Origin of the sequence: Brachybacterium sp. AG952, assembly GCF_004362645.1 — a bacterium.
Lineage (GTDB): Bacteria > Actinomycetota > Actinomycetes > Actinomycetales > Dermabacteraceae > Brachybacterium > Brachybacterium conglomeratum.
Window position 1 is genome coordinate 238175 of record NZ_SNXV01000002.1, and the last position, 16333, is coordinate 254507.

The 16333-nt window shown below is 71.5% G+C and carries 13 protein-coding genes; 6 read left to right on the forward strand and 7 right to left on the reverse strand.

What is annotated here, in order from left to right; genetic code table 11:
- Positions 1 to 44: 44 nt before the first annotated feature.
- A complete protein-coding gene (locus DEU31_RS06555; protein ID WP_133676542.1) occupies positions 45 to 806 on the forward strand; it encodes a hypothetical protein in 762 nt (253 codons plus the stop codon).
- 81 nt (positions 807 to 887) lie between these two features.
- Here DEU31_RS06555 and DEU31_RS06560 read toward each other — a convergent pair whose 3' ends face one another.
- Positions 888 to 2504, reverse strand: coding sequence for a helicase HerA-like domain-containing protein (locus DEU31_RS06560; protein WP_133676543.1), 1617 nt, complete (start codon positions 2502 to 2504; stop codon positions 888 to 890).
- A 90-nt stretch (positions 2505 to 2594) separates the two neighbouring features.
- Between DEU31_RS06560 and DEU31_RS06565 the strand changes: the two genes are divergently transcribed.
- A complete protein-coding gene (locus DEU31_RS06565; RefSeq protein ID WP_133676544.1) occupies positions 2595 to 3686 on the forward strand; it encodes an acyltransferase domain-containing protein in 1092 nt (363 codons plus the stop codon).
- A gap of 39 nt (positions 3687 to 3725) precedes the next feature.
- Here the strand turns inward: DEU31_RS06565 and DEU31_RS06570 are convergent, their stop codons facing one another.
- Positions 3726 to 4355, reverse strand: a complete 630-nt coding sequence (locus tag DEU31_RS06570) for a TetR/AcrR family transcriptional regulator (RefSeq protein ID WP_010551214.1) — start codon at positions 4353 to 4355, stop codon at positions 3726 to 3728.
- A 142-nt stretch (positions 4356 to 4497) separates the two neighbouring features.
- On the opposite strand from DEU31_RS06570, the gene DEU31_RS06575 reads away from it, so the two are divergent.
- Both DEU31_RS06575 and DEU31_RS06580 read left to right on the forward strand, forming a co-directional pair.
- Entirely contained in the window at positions 4498 to 6246 is a 1749-nt protein-coding gene (locus DEU31_RS06575) for an MDR family MFS transporter (protein ID WP_133676545.1), read from the forward strand.
- Between the two features lie 234 nt (positions 6247 to 6480).
- Positions 6481 to 7578 (forward strand): GNAT family N-acetyltransferase, encoded by a 1098-nt coding sequence (locus DEU31_RS06580; protein WP_133676546.1) that lies wholly within the window; start codon positions 6481 to 6483, stop codon positions 7576 to 7578.
- Between the two features lie 31 nt (positions 7579 to 7609).
- Here DEU31_RS06580 and DEU31_RS06585 read toward each other — a convergent pair whose 3' ends face one another.
- From DEU31_RS06585 to DEU31_RS06605, 5 genes are all read right to left on the reverse strand, one after another.
- The gene (locus DEU31_RS06585; RefSeq protein WP_029360636.1) at positions 7610 to 7870 is read right to left on the reverse strand and encodes a hypothetical protein; all 261 of its coding nucleotides are present in this window, start codon (positions 7868 to 7870) and stop codon (positions 7610 to 7612) included.
- Entirely contained in the window at positions 7867 to 9369 is a 1503-nt protein-coding gene (locus DEU31_RS06590; RefSeq protein ID WP_133676547.1) for an MFS transporter, read from the reverse strand. The genes DEU31_RS06585 and DEU31_RS06590 overlap by 4 nt, the downstream gene beginning before the upstream one ends.
- Positions 9370 to 9628: 259 nt before the next feature.
- Positions 9629 to 11230 carry a glutamine-hydrolyzing GMP synthase gene (gene guaA, locus DEU31_RS06595; protein WP_133676548.1) on the reverse strand — a complete coding sequence of 534 codons (1602 nt, stop codon included), beginning with the start codon at positions 11228 to 11230 and terminating at the stop codon, positions 9629 to 9631.
- Positions 11231 to 11385: 155 nt separating this feature from the next.
- Positions 11386 to 11787: a DUF3817 domain-containing protein gene (locus tag DEU31_RS06600; protein ID WP_133676549.1), complete on the reverse strand. Its 402-nt coding sequence runs from the start codon at positions 11785 to 11787 to the stop codon at positions 11386 to 11388.
- A 2-nt stretch (positions 11788 to 11789) separates the two neighbouring features.
- Positions 11790 to 12749, reverse strand: a complete 960-nt coding sequence (locus DEU31_RS06605; protein ID WP_133676550.1) for an SURF1 family protein — start codon at positions 12747 to 12749, stop codon at positions 11790 to 11792.
- Positions 12750 to 12933: 184 nt separating this feature from the next.
- Here DEU31_RS06605 and pta point away from each other — a divergent pair, with 184 nt between their 5' ends.
- Both pta and DEU31_RS06615 read left to right on the forward strand, forming a co-directional pair.
- Positions 12934 to 15042, forward strand: coding sequence for a phosphate acetyltransferase (gene pta / locus DEU31_RS06610; RefSeq protein WP_133676551.1), 2109 nt, complete (start codon positions 12934 to 12936; stop codon positions 15040 to 15042).
- A complete protein-coding gene (locus DEU31_RS06615) occupies positions 15039 to 16304 on the forward strand; it encodes an acetate kinase (protein WP_010551205.1) in 1266 nt (421 codons plus the stop codon). Before pta ends, DEU31_RS06615 begins: the two co-directional genes overlap by 4 nt.
- Positions 16305 to 16333: the final 29 nt, after the last annotated feature.

Here is a 16333-nt window from a genome sequence, read left to right on the forward strand (position 1 = left end):
GAGCATGCATCATGGGCGTGAACACCACGCCCTCGAGGAGATCCATGTTCACTCCCCACGTAACCGACGACTCCCGACCACCGCTGCGGCATCTCGATCGTTTCACCGAGCTGTGGGATCCGGCGTCGTACTCGGGGCAGGCGTGGATCGCCCTCTCGGCCACCCAGCTCGAGGACGACGAGGAACGAACGGCGGCACAGAAGCGACGGATCCTCGACGGATGGATCGACCTGCTGTCCGCGGGAGACGCCCCGATCACTCATCTCTATCTCTGCTCCCGAGTCCCCCAGAGACTCCTGGACGCGGTCTCTGGTCTGCCCGATCTGCGTTATCTCGCGGTGAAGTGGGGACCGTACGAGGACCTCGGCCCGCTCTCCGACCTGCACCTCATCGAGGCGCTCCACCTGGGTGGCGCCACTCGGGTCACTACTTTGGCGCCACTGCGACTGCTGCCCGATCTCGTCGAAGTGGACCTTTCCAACGCCTTCCGGCTCGCCGATTTCTCAGAACTCGGCGATCTCACCGCGCTGAGGTATCTCACGCTCGGCACAGGCATCGGGACAGACAGACTCCTGCACATCCCCGACCTCGAGTGGGTCCGGCCCTTGAGGCACCTGCACTGGTTCCATCTGCCGGGAGCGACGATCGACAGTGCTGATCTCTCCCCCGCCGCCGATCTCCCCGAGCTGGCGTATTTCGGAGCGCCCCTCCGATCAACCTGGAGATCTCAGGTCATGGCACTGGCCGAGTGCAATCCTGCGTTCTTGGACATGGCCATGGAATACCAGGCGCTGGAGAAGGGATGACTCCTCGCTCGCGCATGTACAGGTGCAGCGCGGAGTGCAACTACTTCCGCGTCTTCCCTGGGGTCCGGCGAGGTCGCTCTCTCAGCGGCGCTTGCGGGTCCCGAACAGGGAGCGGCTGATCTCGCGGCCGAGCACCGTCCCGGCGGAACGGAGGAAGGACTTCACGGCGGGGTTGCCCATGAGCCCCTCGTCTTTCTTCGCGGGCTTCTTCGCGGCCGGCTCGGCGTCCTTCGCGGAGCCCTTCCCTGCGGCCTCCTTCTCCGCGGCCGCGGCGTCCTCGGCCTCGGCGTCGGCCGCGGCGCGCTTCTGGAGGATCTCGTAGGCGGACTCGTTGTCCACCGCCTCGCCGTACTCGTCCATCAGCGCAGAGGCCGCGGCGGACTCCTTGATGACCTGCTCGCCGGCGGGCTCCATCGAGCTCTCCGGCGCGCGCACCGCGGTGATCGCGACCGGCGTCGGGGCGCCGTCCTCACTCATCACGGTCACGATCGCCTCACCGGTGCCGAGCGCGGGGATGACCTCCTCGAGGTCGTGCTCGGAGGTGGGGAAGGTCTTCGCGGTGGCCTTGAGCGCCTTCGCGTCGTCCGGGGTGAAGGCGCGCAGCGCGTGCTGGACCCGGTTGCCGAGCTGGGCGAGGACGTCGCCGGGGATGTCCTTCGGGGTCTGGGTGACGAAGAAGATGCCCACGCCCTTGGAGCGGATCAGGCGCACAGTCTGGACCACCTGGTCCAGGAACGCCTTGGAGGCGTCCTTGAACAGCAGGTGCGCCTCGTCGAAGAAGAACACCAGCTTGGGCACCTCGGCATCGCCCACCTCGGGCAGCTCCTGGTACAGCTCGGCCAGCATCCACATCATGAAGGTGGAGAACAGCGCCGGGCGGGAGGCGACCCCGGGCAGCTCGAGGCAGGAGATCATGCCCGCGCCGTCCTTCGTGCGCAGCAGCTGCTGGGTGTCGAAGGCGGGCTCGCCGAAGAAGACGTCCGCGCCGGAGGCCTCGAAGGCGGTGAGGCTGCGCAGGATCACGCCCGCGGTCGCGCTCGAGATCCCGCCGATGCCCTTGAGCTCGTCCTTGCCCTCATCGGAGGTGAGGAACTGGATCAGGGCGCGCAGGTCCTTGAGGTCCAGCAGCGCCAGGCCCTGGGAGTCCGCGTAGTGGAAGATCAGCCCGAGCGAGGACTCCTGGGTGGGGTTCAGCTCGAGCACCTTCGCCATCAGCACCGGCCCGAAGTCGCTGACGGTGGTGCGGATCGGGACGCCCTCGCCCTGCCCGCCGAGGGTGAGGAACTCCGTGGGCGCCGCGCGGGAGACCCACTCCTGGCCGCGGGCCGCGGCGCGCGCGGTGAGCTTGTCGGAGGCGGTGCCGGGCACGGCGATGCCGGAGAGATCGCCCTTCATGTCGGCGACGAACACGGCGGCGCCGGCGTGGGCGGCCTGCTCGGCGATGACCTGGAGGGTGCGGGTCTTGCCGGTGCCGGTGGCGCCGGCGATCAGGCCGTGGCGGTTCAGCATCGAGACCGCGAGATTCACCGGCACGCTCGGGTCGGGCTCCTCCCCGTCGAGCATCGCGCCGAGGTGGATGCGCGCACCCTCGAAGCCGTAGGCGGTGCGGATCGCCTCGGCCTCCGCCGAGCTCGCGGGCGGCGCGGCCGGGGCGTCCTGCGTCTCGGGCGCGGCGGGATCCTGCTGCGGGCTGGTCATCGTGGCCTCCTCGCCGGCGCACCGGCACGCTCGTGGTCGGGACGCACCGATCGTAGCGGGAGGATGGGGCTCACCCGTTACCGTGATCACATGAAGCCACCCCCGCCGGCCGAGATCCGCGCCGAGGACGAGCTCGCCGCCGCGGACGTGCGCGTCATGCTCACCGCCCCCTCCCGCACCGCCCTGCTCGAGAATCTCGGGATCACCGACCAGGACGCCTCCGACCTGCTCGCCCTGCTCGACGCCGCCGCGGCCGACGAGGAGGTGCTCGCCGAGGTGACTGCGACAGCGAACCGTCTGCGCGCCGCCGCCGGGCTCGAGGTGCCCGAGGTCGACCTCGCCGCCGAGAAGGACCGCCACGACGCCCTTCAGCAGCACCTCGCCCCCGGGGAGGGCCTGGTCGCGATCCTCGCGCTGCTGGTCTCGACCTCGACGGTGCGCGCCTGGCACGCCGCCCGCGGCCTCACCCCCGAGCAGTCCTGGGAGGTGCTCGCCGACCTCGGCCAGCAGATGCGGGTCCACCGCGCCGGCACGGGGCGCCTGGGCCTCCACCAGCTGAACTGGGTGAGCATGAACTGGGCGGGACGGCTCGTGCACCTCGGGCGTCTCCAGTTCGATCTGCACCGCCAGAGGGTCGCTCTGCTCGCGGGCTCCGGCTCGACGCCGTCGGCCGACGGATCGGCTCCCGCGGCCGACGGGCCGGGCGGACCGGCGGACGGCCCGGTCGCTGCGGCCGCAGGCCCTGCGCCGTCGGCAGGCGACCCCCGCCGCTGGGTGCTCGGCACCCACATCCCGGCGCGCGGCCCGCTGGATCCCGCGGAGGTCGACGCCTCCTTCCCGGCGGCGACCGCGTACTTCACGGAGCACTACCCCGAGCTCGGCGCGGAGCGCGACGCGGAGGAGCCCGCGTTCGGCCATGAGTTCGTGTGCGACTCGTGGCTGCTGAGCGACCAGCTCGCCGAGATCACGGGAGAGGGCTCGAACCTCGCCCGCTTCGCCGCGCGCTGGGAGATGCTCGAGCGCTCCCGGATGGACGACGGGGCGCTCTTCTTCGTATTCGGCCGTCGGCCCCCGGTCGACCTCGCCTCGCTCCCCCGCACCTCGCGCCTCGAGCGCGGGGTCGCCGAGCGCCTCGAGGACGGGCGCGGCTGGACCGGCGGACTCGGCCGCATTCTCCGCTGAGCCCTGCCCACCTCAGCCCGGGCTCGCGCGGCCTCCGGCTCAGATCTCGGTGCCCGACCCGTCGTAGAGAGTGAGCACCTGGTCGAAGGCGCGGACCGGGTCGATGCCGCGCCGCATGGAGATCGCGAACGCGCTGCGGGTCAGGGCGAAGCTCACCTGCACCAGGATCACCGCATGATCGCGGGCGAACTCGCCCTCGAGCGCCTCGGCGAGCTCCTCGACCAGCTCGGTCTGCATCGCCTGGAGGTTTCCACTGGAGACCAGGTGCAGGCTCGGCTCCTGCTCCATGACCTGCTTCTTCAGCTCGCGCAGACCGCGGTCGACGGGGACGTTCGCAATCGCTTCGCGCATCATCGAGCGCATCGCCTCACGCGCCGGCATGACCAGGAGCTTCTCCCGCAACGAGGCGATCGCCTGTGCACCCTCCCCGCCGTTGATCCCGAGGATCGCGGACTCCTTGGTCACCCAGTGGTTGAAGAAGGTGCGGGTGGAGACGCCGGCGCGCTCGGCGATCATCTGCGCCGTGACCGCCGAGAGCCCGTGCTCGACCACCAGCTCGAGGGCGGCGCGGTGCATCGCCATGCGGGTCTGGCGCTTCTTCAGCTCCCGCAGGCCGAGCTCCTCCGAGCCCGCGGGGTCATGGTCATCGGTCGTCTGCGCGGAAGTCACGCCGCCATCCTAGGTCCGACACATCACAAAATCTGCACTCGATGCAATAGTGCAGTCAATGCAACAGTTCTGTAGTGTTGCCGAGGCACAGCCCGACGGGGTGCTGCGGCCGCCTCCCCCACCGCTCACTCCCGAGGACCTCATGACTGCATCCACCACCCGGGCACCGCAGCCGGCCGCTGCGGAGCCCGCCGCCTTCACCGGCCTCGACCGCCAGGGCACGCTCGTCTTCGTCGGGCTCATGCTCGGCATGTTCGTCGCCTCCCTCTCCCAGACCGTCGTCGGCCCCGCCATGCCGCGCATCGTCGCCGAGCTCGGCGGCGTGGAGCACTACAACTGGATCGCGACCGCCGCGATGCTCGTCTCCGCCGTCGCGGTCCCCGTCGTCGGCAAGCTCTCCGACCTCTACGGTCGCCGCTGGTTCTACCTCGGCGGTCTCGCCGTGTTCATGATCGGCTCCGTGCTCGCCGGCCTCGCCCAGGGCTTCTGGTTCCTGGTCTTCGCCCGTGCCGTGCAGGGCCTGGGCATGGGCACCCTGATGCCGCTGAGCCAGACGATCATCGGCGACATCATCCCGCCCCGTCAGCGCGGGAAGTACCAGGGAATCATGGGTGCCGTCTTCGGCGTCACCTCGGTCGCCGGCCCGCTGATCGGCGGTGCGATCACCGACCACCTGGGATGGCGCTGGGCCTTCTTCCTGACCCTCCCGATCGGTGTGGTCGCCTTCGCCTTCATCCTGCGCTTCCTCCACCTGGAGAAGGCCCAGCAGCACGGCAGGGTCGACTACTGGGGCATCCTCACCCTCACCCCCGGGCTCGTGCTCGCGCTGCTGGCCACCACCTGGGGCGGCGGCGACTACGAGTGGACCTCCCCCGTGATCCTGGGGATGTACGCGGTCGCCGCGCTGTTCCTCATCGCGTTCGTGGTGATCGAGACCCGGGTCGAGGAGCCGCTGCTGCCCCTGCACCTGCTGCTTCGCCCGATCGTTGCGCTGTCGGTCGCGGCCTCCTTCGCGATCGCGGTGGCGATGTTCGGCGCGATCATCTACATCCCGGTCTACGCGCAGGGCGTCATGGGCGTCTCCGCGACGAACTCCGGCATGATCCTCGTGCCGCAGTCGCTCGCGATGATCCTCACCTCGATCCTCGTGGGCCTGCTGATCTCGCGCACCGGCCGCTACCGCCCCTTCCTCATCCTGGGCGGCGTGGTGATGGTCGCGGGCTACCTGCTGCTGGCGAACCTCTCCTACGGGGACTCGCAGTGGCACCTGACCCTCGCGATGATCGTCATCGGCCTGGGGCTCGGCCTGTCGATGCAGGTCTACACGCTGGTCGTGCAGAACGCCGTCTCCCGCCGCGAGCTCGGCACCGCGACCGCCGCGATCCAGTTCTTCCGCAACATCGGCTCGACGGTGGGCACCGCCGTGCTCGGCACCGTGATGACCGCCTCGATGTCCACCGCGATCCCCGAGAAGATCGCGGCCCTGCCGCCCGAGCAGCTCGCCGCGCTGCAGAGCACGGGCGGCGAGGTCGACACCAGCACCCTCGAGAACGCGGTGCTGGACCCCACCGCCCTCGCGAAGCTGCCCGAGTTCCTCGTGGACCCGGTGCGCGGCGGGCTGAGCGATGCGATGCACGACGTGTTCCTCACCGCGGTGCCCTTCGCGGTCCTCGCGCTGGTGCTCTCGCTGTTCATCAAGCACGTGCCCCTGCGCGAGACCGTCGAGAGCGCAGAGGACCTGGCCGCGGCCTCCGACGAACAGCTCGTCCCCACCACCACCGGGGCGCTCGCCGCGGTGGGTGCGGCCGAGTCCGTGACCGTCACCGGCGAGACCCGCACGGTCGATCCCGACGCCGACGGGCAGGACGGTGCGGAGCCCACCGCCCGCTGACCCACGCCGTCGCCGCCCCGCGCGACGACGCATCGCGGCACCCGCCGAGAGCACCGATTCCCCGCCCGGACCGGGCGGATCGGTGCTCTCGGCGTTCCCGGACCGGCATGCCGGCGGCCTGCTCCCCGCACGGCGCGGCGAGGCCGGGGCTGCGGCTGGACGCAGCGGCAGTCCCCCCAGCATCAGCGCCCCGATGCCCGGACCCCTCCCGTCCCCGCGTGAAAAGATGGGCGGATGCTGCTCGTCGATCACTTCGCACCCACACTGCCGGCCGCCCTCGAGGGCCGACTCGCCACGCGACTGCCGCTCGCCTCGGACGTGGCCCCCGTGACCGCGCTGCTCACGGCCGCGATGCGCCGCTACGACCCCGAGGCCGCGGTCGACGAGGCAGGACTGCGCTCGCGGATGGTGGGGCTGAAGTCGTGGGCCCGGCGGCAGGTCGTCGTCGTGCCCGCCGGCGCCGACGGCTCCCCCACCCTCGAGCTGCCGCCTCTGGCGTGGATCGCGCTCGAGGACCGCGCGAGCGGGCGCACGAACGTCCAGTTCGTCATCGCCGCCGACGCCCCCGCGCGGGAAGAGCTCGCCGCCTCGCTGCTGGACTGGGCGGTCGAGGTGGGCGGCTCCTTCGCCCGCGCCCGGGGCGTGGAGGCCACCAAGCTCACCACCGACGCGAACGCGCTGGACACCGACCGCTCCCAGCTGCTCGAGGCGGCAGGCTACGAGATGGTCCGCTCCTGGCTGCACATGCGCCGCCCCGTCTCCCCCGAGGAGGCGACCTCACTGCCCACCCCGCGCGAGGGCACCCGGGTCCGGCGCGTGCACCGTCACGAGTTCGGCCTGCCGGTCGCCCAGGACGTCCGCACCGTGCACCGGATGCTCGAGGAGTCGTTCGCCGACCACTGGGGGTCCTACCGCGAGTCCTTCGCCGAGTTCGTCCAGCGCCTGATCGAGGCTCCGTACGAGGCCGACTGGGACCACTGGTGGATCGCGGAGATCGAGCGCGAGGGCCGATGGCTGCCGGCGGGTGGTCTCGTCGCCGCCCCGATCAAGGCCACCGCGACCCGCGGCGAGGGCACGTATCTGGAATACCTCGGGGTGCACCGCAGCGCCCGCGGGCACGGGATCGCGAAGTCCCTGCTGCGGGCCGCGCTGCGCGACGCCGCCGAGCGCGGGCGGACGTTCGTCGACCTCGAGGTGGACGAGGACTCCCCCACCGGCGCGGACCGGATCTATGCCTCGATGGGATGGGAGACCTTCGAGCGGACCCACTCCTGGCATGCGACCGCGCCCTCGCATCCCTCGCGTTTGCTGGAGCCGCCGCCCTCGGCGTGACCCGCCGGCGCACCGGGCAGCACGGCGCCGGTCAGGCGCTGGGCCCGCCGCGCCCGCGCATCCATCGCCAGAGCCGCAGCGGGAACATGCCCAGCAGCGGGGCGCGCTCACCGAGGCGGGCGTCACCGCGCCGGTCGAAGGCCGCGGCGAAGCGCTCCGCCTCGGCTGCGGTGTCGTAGCTCTTCGCGCCTCCGCCTTCTCCGCAGCCCCGCTCGCACTCCCAGCGCATCGTGCGACCTTCGGCGCGGAAGGCAGGCCGGTGGCCGAACACCAGGCACCCTACGGGCGTCATGCTCGATCACCCGTCCCTGCTCCGCCGCGCTCGCCGTCGCCGTCGCCGGGGCCGTCGCCCTCCTGCGCGGTGAGCGGGGTGGCGAGGTCCTCGAGCTCCTGCCCCTCGGCGCGGACGCCGAACACCAGCTCGGCGACGCCGCCGAGGGACATCACCGCCGCGGCGATCAGGAAGCCGATGGCCACCGGAATCCGCTCCCCCGTCTCGATGAGGCTTCCGAACAGCAGCGGGCCGGCGATGCCGCCGGCCGCGGTCCCGAGCGCGTAGAAGAAGGCGATCGCGAGCGCTCGCGTCTCCATCGGGAAGATCTCGCTCACCGTCAGATAGGCGGCGCTGGCGCCGGAGGAGGCCAGGAAGAACGTGATCACCAGCAGGATCATGAAGGCGGTGAGCCCGCCGGTCTGGCTGAGGAACACCCACGCCAGGGGCAGGGTCACCACGGCGCTGCCGAGATAGGCGAGGGTGATCATCGGTTTGCGGCCGACGCTGTCGAAGAAGTGTCCCAGGATCACCGGCCCGGCGAAGTTCGACAGCGCCCAGAAGATGATGAAGAGCGGGGCGAGCGACGCGCCCACGTCGTAGAAGGACGAGAGCAGAACGCCGAGGTTGAAGGTGATGCCGTTGTAGAGGAACGCCTGTCCGACGAACAGCGCCAGGCACAGGATCGAACGCCGCGGATACTTGCGGAACGCGACCGCGGCGATCTCCCGGAACGGGATCGCCCTGCGCTGACGGATCGTGAGCGAGCCCTCCGCCGCGGGCAGCTTCTCGCCCCGTTCCTCCTCGATGCCCTCCTCGATCCCGCGCACGATCCGTTCGGCCTCCTCCTCGCGGCCGTGGATGAACAGCCAGCGGGGGCTCTCCGGCACGTGGCGCCGCACGATCAGCACGCAGATGCCGAGGACCGCGCCGAAGCCGAAGGCCAGTCGCCATCCCAGGTCGATGGGCAGCAGCACCGTGCTGAGCAGCACCAGCGACAGCGCGGAGCCCGCGGCCGAGCCCAGCCAGTAGGAGCCGTTGATGATCAGGTCGACCCGCCCACGCACCCTCGCGGGGATCAGCTCGTCGATCGCGGAGTTGATGGCCGCGTACTCGCCGCCGATCCCGGCGCCGGTCAGGAAGCGGCAGAGGAAGAAGTACCAGGGGGAGAAGGAGAAGGCCGTCGCCACGGTGGCCACGAGGTAGAGCACGAGCGTCCACAGGAAGAGCTTCTTGCGGCCCAGCCGGTCGGTGAGCTGGCCGAAGAAGAGCGCACCGAGGCAGGCGCCGACGATGTAGATGGCACCCGCGACGCCGATCTGGGCGGCGGAGATGTCCAGGCCGCTGCCGTCCTCGGTGAGCCGGGCGGCCACGTTGCCGACCATCGTGACCTCGAGGCCGTCGAGGATCCACACGCTGCCGAGCCCGATCACTACGCGCCAGTGGAAGCGGGACCAGGGCAGGCGGTCCAGCCTCGAGGGCACCTGCGTCGTGATCGTGTCGGTCCCGGCCTCGGCCATCGGTCCGTCCTCCTCGCTCGGGGATGTCGCGGGGCCGACGGAGGACGACCGCTCAGCGACGTCCGGGGAACGTAACCCTTCGCCGCCCGTCGCGGCAAGGCTCCTCCCCGCCGGTCGGTCGGGAACGGCCGATCGGTCGGGAACGTGCGTCGAGGGCCCGACGGCGGGACGACGACGGCGGAGGATCCGGTCCGGAGTCCCCCGCCGTCGTCGCTCCCCCCTCTCCGCGCGGCCGCGACCGCGTCGGATCAGCGGGGGCTCACTCCCACTCGATCGTGCCCGGGGGCTTCGAGGTGATGTCGAGGGTGACGCGGTTGATCTCGGAGACCTCGTTGGTGATGCGGGTCGAGATGCGCGAGAGCACGTCGTAGGGCACCTTGGCCCAGTCCGCGGTCATCGCGTCGTCGCTGGTGACGGGGCGCAGCACGACGGGGTGGCCGTAGGTGCGGCCGTCGCCCTGGACGCCCACCGAGCGCACGTCGGCCAGGAGCACGACGGGGCACTGCCAGATGGTGCGGTCCAGGCCCGCGGCGGTCAGCTCGGCGCGAGCGATCGCGTCGGCCGCGCGCAGGATGTCCAGGCGCTCCTTGGTGACCTCGCCGATGATGCGGATGCCGAGGCCGGGGCCCGGGAAGGGCTGGCGCCAGACGATTTCGTCGGGCAGGCCCAGCTCGGTGCCGACGGCGCGCACCTCGTCCTTGAACAGGGTGCGCAGCGGCTCGACCAGCTCGAAGGAGAGGTCCTCGGGCAGGCCGCCCACGTTGTGGTGGCTCTTGATGTTCGCCGCGCCCTCGCCGCCGCCGGACTCGACGACGTCGGGGTAGAGCGTGCCCTGGACCAGGAATGCCTTGGCCTCGGCGTGGGCCGAGTCGCCCTCGCCCTCGACGACGCCCTGCTCGCGCAGGATCTCCGCCTGGGCCTTCTCGAAGGTGCGGATGAACTCGCGCCCGATGATCTTGCGCTTGGTCTCGGGGTCGGTGACGCCGGCGAGCGCGGTGAGGAACTGCTCCTCGGCGTCGACCATGACGAGCTTCGCCCCGCCGGTGGAGGCGCCGAAGGCCTTCTCGATCTGCTCGGACTCGTCCTGGCGCATCAGGCCGTGGTTCACGTACACGCAGGTGAGGCGGTCGCCGATGGCGCGCTGCACGAGCGCCGCGGCGACGGCGGAGTCCACGCCGCCGGAGAGTCCGCAGATCGCGGTGCCCTCGCCCACCTGGGCGCGGATCCGCTCGACCTGCTCCTCGATGACGTTGCCGGTGGTCCAGGACGGCTCGATGCCCGCGCCGCGGTGGAGGAAGTTCTCCAGCACCTCCTGGCCGCGGTCGGAGTGGCCCACCTCGGGGTGCCACTGCACGCCGTAGAGCCGCTTCTCGCGGTTCTCGAAGGCGGCGACGGGGCTGGCGGAGGAGGTCGCGACGACCTCGAAGCCCTCGGGCGCCGCGGTGACGGAGTCGCCGTGGCTCATCCACACGTTCTGGTCGACGTCCTGGCCGGCGAGCAGCTCGGAGGAGGCGTCGAGGGCCTCGAGGCGGGTCGCGCCGTACTCGCGCACGCCCGTCGGGGAGACGGTGCCGCCGGCCGCCGCGGCCATCGACTGGAAGCCGTAGCAGAGCCCGAGCACCGGCACGCCGGCCTCGAGCAGGGCCGGGTCCAGGCGGGGTGCGCCCTCGGCGTAGACGGAGCTCGGCCCGCCGGAGAGGATGATCGCGCGGGGATCCTTCGCGAGCATCTTCTCGACGGCCATCGAGTGCGGGACGATCTCGGAGTAGACCCGGGCCTCGCGCACGCGACGAGCGATGAGCTGTGCGTACTGGGCGCCGAAGTCGACGACGAGGACGGGGCGCTGGTCGGTGTCGGTCACAGGCGCGAGTCTACGTCGCGCCCGGGCCCCGGGGCGCCGCGGTCCGGCTCCCCCGAGGGCGAGCCTGCTCACGCCGGGCCCGCTCCTCGGGCACGGGCCCGGCACCGCCGCCCCGGTCGGGAGGGCCGGTCGGGAAGGGCCCGGTCACCCGGCGGTCAGACCCGCTCCTGGTCCTGGATCGTGGGGCGCTGCGCGAGATCGGTCTCGACGCGCTGATGGGTCCAGCGCTCGCCGAAGAAGGACAGCACCGGGACGACGCCGAAGAACATCAGCAGCAGCATCCGCGGCAGGCCCCAGCGCATCTTCATCCACAGGTCGAAGCCGAGCACCACGTAGACCATGTAGATCAGGCCGTGGATCGGGGACCACACCGAGGAGACCTGCTCCCAGAACGGGGAGGTCGAGGTGAACCAGGCGTCGCCGCCGAAGACGACATAGCGCATGGTCATGATGCCCACGAGCACCAGCAGCGCGATGCCCTCCACGATGGAGGCCACGCGGAAGCGGGCGAAGGAGGTCCTGGCGGCGACTTCGTCGAGGGGGCGTTCTGCGGGCACGGTCACACGTCCTTGTCGGGGTTCTGCTGGAGGGCGGGGCGGGAGCTCGGGGCGAAGCCCGAGGGGGCGAGTCCGGCGGCGGGTACTGCGCCGTCGGCCTGATCGGCGGCGGCCCGGTCGGCGGGGGCCGCACCGGAGTTCTGGTCGGGACCGGCCGACGGCCCGGTGCGCGGCCCGTCGTCGGAGGCCTCGGCGAGCAGCCTCTCGACCTCCTCGCGACGGTCGTCGAGCTCGTCGCGATAGGCGGTGCGCACCGAGCGCCACCACAGGTACAGGAAGAACACGCCGAACGCCACCCACTGGAAGGAGTAGCCGATGTTCTGCCAGTCCAGGCCGCGGGAGAACTGGGACTCCGCCGCGGGCAGCGCCGTGAGCGGGGCCTCGGCCTCGTCGAGTGAGAGATAGCCGGCGTACATGGGCGAGCCCCACTCGTTGACCAGCAGCGGGGTCGCGATCTCCCGCGCCACCCCGTCGACGACGCCGCCGGAGGCGGACTCGCTCGCCTCGAGGCGTCCGAAGAGGCTGACCTCCCCCTCGGGCGCGGCGGGGGCGAGGGCGGGATCGAGTGCGCCGTCCTCGCCGGTCACGTCCTCGGCGGGCAGCCAGCCGCGGGCCACGGGCAGGCGGGCCTCGGTGCCGTCCTCGAGCTCGACGAGGAAGGCGGTCACCACGATCACGGCGTCCTGCCCCTCGATCCGGCGGCCGGGGACGAGGACCTGCTCGCCGGCGGCGAAGCGTCCGTCGACCGCGACGATGTCGCCGACGATCTCGTTGGTGACGGCGTCGCCTACGCCGACCACCTCGCGGATGTCGCCGATCTGCTGAGGGCCGTCGGCCTTGTCGGTCAGCGCGCGGTGGGCGCGGTCCCACTGCCATCCGGCGAGGAGACCGCACACGATCGTCGCCACGATCATCAGGGCGAGCAGCCCGAGGAATCGGGGGCGGAGGGCGACGCGGAGCATGGCCACCATGGTACGAGCCGGTGCCCGGACGGGACCTGGAGAGGGACCTCGATCACGTCGGGAACCCATCTCGCCCGGGGCCGGGCCGCCCCACCTGCGGCCGCTCCCCGTACCCGAGCCGACGGCTCCCGGCCGGGACTCCCGGCCCCGTGCCACGGGAGGGCCGCGCGCCTATGCTGGGGTCGTGTCGCAGAGTGTCTATATCGCCAGCCCGGAGGGGATGACCGGCAAGTCGATGGTGGCTTTCGGTCTGCTCGAAGCCCTCGCCTCCCGATCCGATCGCGTCGGGGTGTTCCGCCCCGTCGTGCGCTCGACGTCCACGCGCGACTACGCGGTGGACCTGCTCATCCGCCATCCCGCCGTCGACCAGGCCTACGAGGACGCGATCGGGGTGGACCACCAGCTGGTGCTGTCCGATCCGGATGCCGCGCACGAGCGGATCCTCGCCCGCCATCGCGAGCTCGCCGAGCGCTACAGCGTGCTGGTCGTGCTCGGCTCGGACTACGACGACCTCGCCAACCCCACCGAGCTCGCCTTCAACGCCGAGGTCGCCGCCAACATGGGCGCGCCGGTGGTGGTGGTGCTCTCGGGGCTGGACCGCAGCCCGGACCAGATCGGGGCGCTCGCGGCGGTCGCCGTCGGCGAGTTCGGCGGTCACCATGCGATGCCGCTGGCCGTCATCGTCAACCGCGCCGAGGCCGCGTCCCTCGACGCCGTGCGCGAGGCCGTCTCGGCGAAGGTGCCCGGCGCGCTGGTCTCCGCGATCCCGGAGAACCCGGTGATCCTGGCGCCGACGGTGCAGGAGCTGAAGCACGCGGTGGACGGCTCGCTGCTGATGGGCAATCCCGAGTGGCTCGAGCGCGTCTCCGTGGGCACGGTCATCGCGGCGATGAGCCTGCCCAACGTGCTCACCCGTCTCACCGAGAACTGCACCGTGATCGCCCCCGGCGACCGCTACGACCTGCTCCCCGGACTCGTCATGGCGCAGCAGTCGGGCACCTTCCCCGCGCTCTCCTCGATCGTGCTCACGGGCGGCTACGAGGTGCCCGAGGAGGTCGACCGCCTCATCTCCGGCGTGCAGCAGGACCTGCCGATCATCACCTCGGAGCTGTCCACCTTCGACACAGCGGTGCGGATCGCCCGCTCCCGCGGCCGGCTCAGCGCCGCGAGCGCGCAGAAGCTCGACGCGGCGCGCCGCGCGGTCGCCGAGCACCTGCCCACCGAGGAGCTGCTCTCCGCCCTGGAGGTGACCCGCAGCGAGGTGGTCACCCCGATGATGTTCGAGTTCGAGCTGCTGGCCCGCGCCCGCGGGGAGAAGAAGACGATCGTCCTGCCCGAGGGCGAGGACGAGCGGATCCTCGCCGCGGCGGAGTCGATCCTCGCCCGCGGCGTCGCGGACCTGGTGCTGCTCGGCGAGGAGAACACGATCCGCGCCAAGGCCTCCCAGCTCGGCCACGACATCTCCGAGGCGCGCGTGGTCTCCCCGCACGACCCGGAGCACGTCGAGCGCTACGCAGAGGAGTACGCGCGGCTGCGCGCCAAGAAGGGCGTGACCCTCGAGCAGGCCCGCTCGACGGTCCAGGACGTCTCCTACTTCGGCACGATGATGGTGCAGATGGGCGAGGCCGACGGGATGGTCTCCGGCGCGGTCCACTCCACCGCCCACACGATCCGCCCGTCCTTCGAGATCATCAAGACCAGGCCCGGCGCGAAGATCGTCTCCTCGGTGTTCCTGATGGCGCTCGAGGACCGGGTGCTGGTCTACGGCGACTGCGCCGTGAACCCCGACCCCACCGCCGAGCAGCTCGCGGACATCGCGGTGCAGTCCGCGACCACCGCCGCGCAGTTCGGCGTGGACCCGCGGATCGCGATGCTCTCCTACTCCACCGGCACCTCGGGCAGCGGCGCCGACGTGGACAAGGTGCGCGAGGCGACCGAGCTGGTGCGCTCCGCCGACGCGTCGCTCGACGTGGAGGGTCCGATCCAGTACGACGCCGCGGTGGACGCCTCGGTCGCCAAGACCAAGCTGCCGGACTCCTCGGTCGCGGGCCGAGCGACGGTGTTCGTCTTCCCCGACCTCAACACCGGCAACAACACCTACAAGGCCGTGCAGCGCTCGGCCGGCGCGATCGCGATCGGCCCCGTCCTGCAGGGCCTGAACAAGCCGGTCAACGACCTCTCCCGCGGAGCGCTCGTGGACGACATCATCAACACCGTCGTGATCACCGCGATCCAGGCCCAGGCGGCCGACGCGGAGAACGCCTCGACGGAGCCGACGAAGGAGAAGGCATGACCACCTCCGCCCACGCCTCCTCCGACAGCGCCGAGCATCCCCGGACGATCCCGGACGCCGCGACGGTGCTCGTGCTGAACTCGGGCTCCTCCTCGCTGAAGTTCCAGCTGCTGGACCCGATCGCGGAGGAGGTGTTCGCCTCCGGGATCGTCGAGCGGATCGGCCTGGACGACGGCGTCGCGCGGCTGGAGACGGGCTCGGTCACCCAGCCGTTCTCGGGAGAGGTGCCGAACCACGTCGTGGCCATGGAGGTGGTCATGCGGCTGTTCGAGCAGGCGGGGCTCTCCCTCGAGGAGGCGAACGTGGTCGCGGTCGGCCACCGCGTGGTGCAGGGCGGGGCGCGCTTCTCGGCCCCGAAGCTCATCGACTCCTGGGTGCGGGACCAGATCGCGGACCTCGGCGCGCTCGCGCCGCTGCACAACCCCGCGGCGGTCGACGGGATCGACGCGGCCCGCAAGCTGTTCCCCGCGATCCCGCATGTGGCCGTGTTCGACACCGCCTTCTTCACCTCCCTGCCGGAGGCGGCGCGCACCTATGCGCTGAACAAGCAGGTCGCCGACGAGTACCGGATCCGCCGCTACGGTGCCCACGGCACCAGCCACCGCTACGTCTCCGAGCAGGTCACCGCGTACTTCGCCGCGCAGGGGAAGGACACCTCCGCGCTGCGCCAGATCGTGCTCCACCTCGGCAACGGCGCCTCCGCCTCGGCGGTGCGCGGCGGCGAGCCGATGGACACCTCCATGGGGCTCACCCCGCTCGAAGGCCTCGTGATGGGCACCCGCACCGGGGACATCGACCCGGCCGTGTATGCCCATCTCTCCCGCAGCGCAGGGATGGGCATCGACGAGATCGACACCCTGCTGAACAAGCGCTCCGGCATGCAGGGGCTGTGCGGGATGAGCGACTTCAGAGACATCACCGCCGCGATCCGCGACGGGGACCGGGGCGCGGAGCTGGCGATGCAGGTGTACGTGCACCGGCTGCGCAAGTACGTCGGCTCCTACGCCTTCGTGCTCGGCGGCCTCGACGCGATCGCGTTCACCGCCGGGATCGGCGAGAACGTGCCGGAGGTGCGCGAGCGGGTGCTCTCCGGGCTCGAGGGCTTCGGGATCCGCCTGGACCCCGCCCGCAACGCCGAGCGTGCCAAGGGCGTCCGGGTCATCTCGGCCGATGACTCGCCGGTGACGGTGCTGATCGTCCCGACCGACGAGGAGCTCGCGATCGCGCAGCAGGCGCTGGAGGTCGCGCGCTCGAAGCGCTGAGCAGGTCGAGCGGGCGGCGAGGTCGACCC

Bases quoted from the DNA above. Each gene is read 5' to 3' on its own strand.
- DEU31_RS06560 (WP_133676543.1), bottom strand. From the start codon at position 2,504: ATGACCAGCCCGCAGCAGGATCCCGCCGCGCCCGAGACGCAGGACGCC.
- DEU31_RS06575 (WP_133676545.1), top strand. From the start codon at position 4,498: ATGACTGCATCCACCACCCGGGCACCGCAGCCGGCCGCTGCGGAGCCC.
- DEU31_RS06555 (WP_133676542.1), top strand. From the start codon at position 45: ATGTTCACTCCCCACGTAACCGACGACTCCCGACCACCGCTGCGGCAT.
- DEU31_RS06605 (WP_133676550.1), bottom strand. From the start codon at position 12,749: ATGCTCCGCGTCGCCCTCCGCCCCCGATTCCTCGGGCTGCTCGCCCTG.
- DEU31_RS06615 (WP_010551205.1), top strand. From the start codon at position 15,039: ATGACCACCTCCGCCCACGCCTCCTCCGACAGCGCCGAGCATCCCCGG.
- DEU31_RS06580 (WP_133676546.1), top strand. From the start codon at position 6,481: ATGCTGCTCGTCGATCACTTCGCACCCACACTGCCGGCCGCCCTCGAG.
- DEU31_RS06590 (WP_133676547.1), bottom strand. From the start codon at position 9,369: ATGGCCGAGGCCGGGACCGACACGATCACGACGCAGGTGCCCTCGAGG.
- DEU31_RS06565 (WP_133676544.1), top strand. From the start codon at position 2,595: ATGAAGCCACCCCCGCCGGCCGAGATCCGCGCCGAGGACGAGCTCGCC.
- DEU31_RS06585 (WP_029360636.1), bottom strand. From the start codon at position 7,870: ATGACGCCCGTAGGGTGCCTGGTGTTCGGCCACCGGCCTGCCTTCCGC.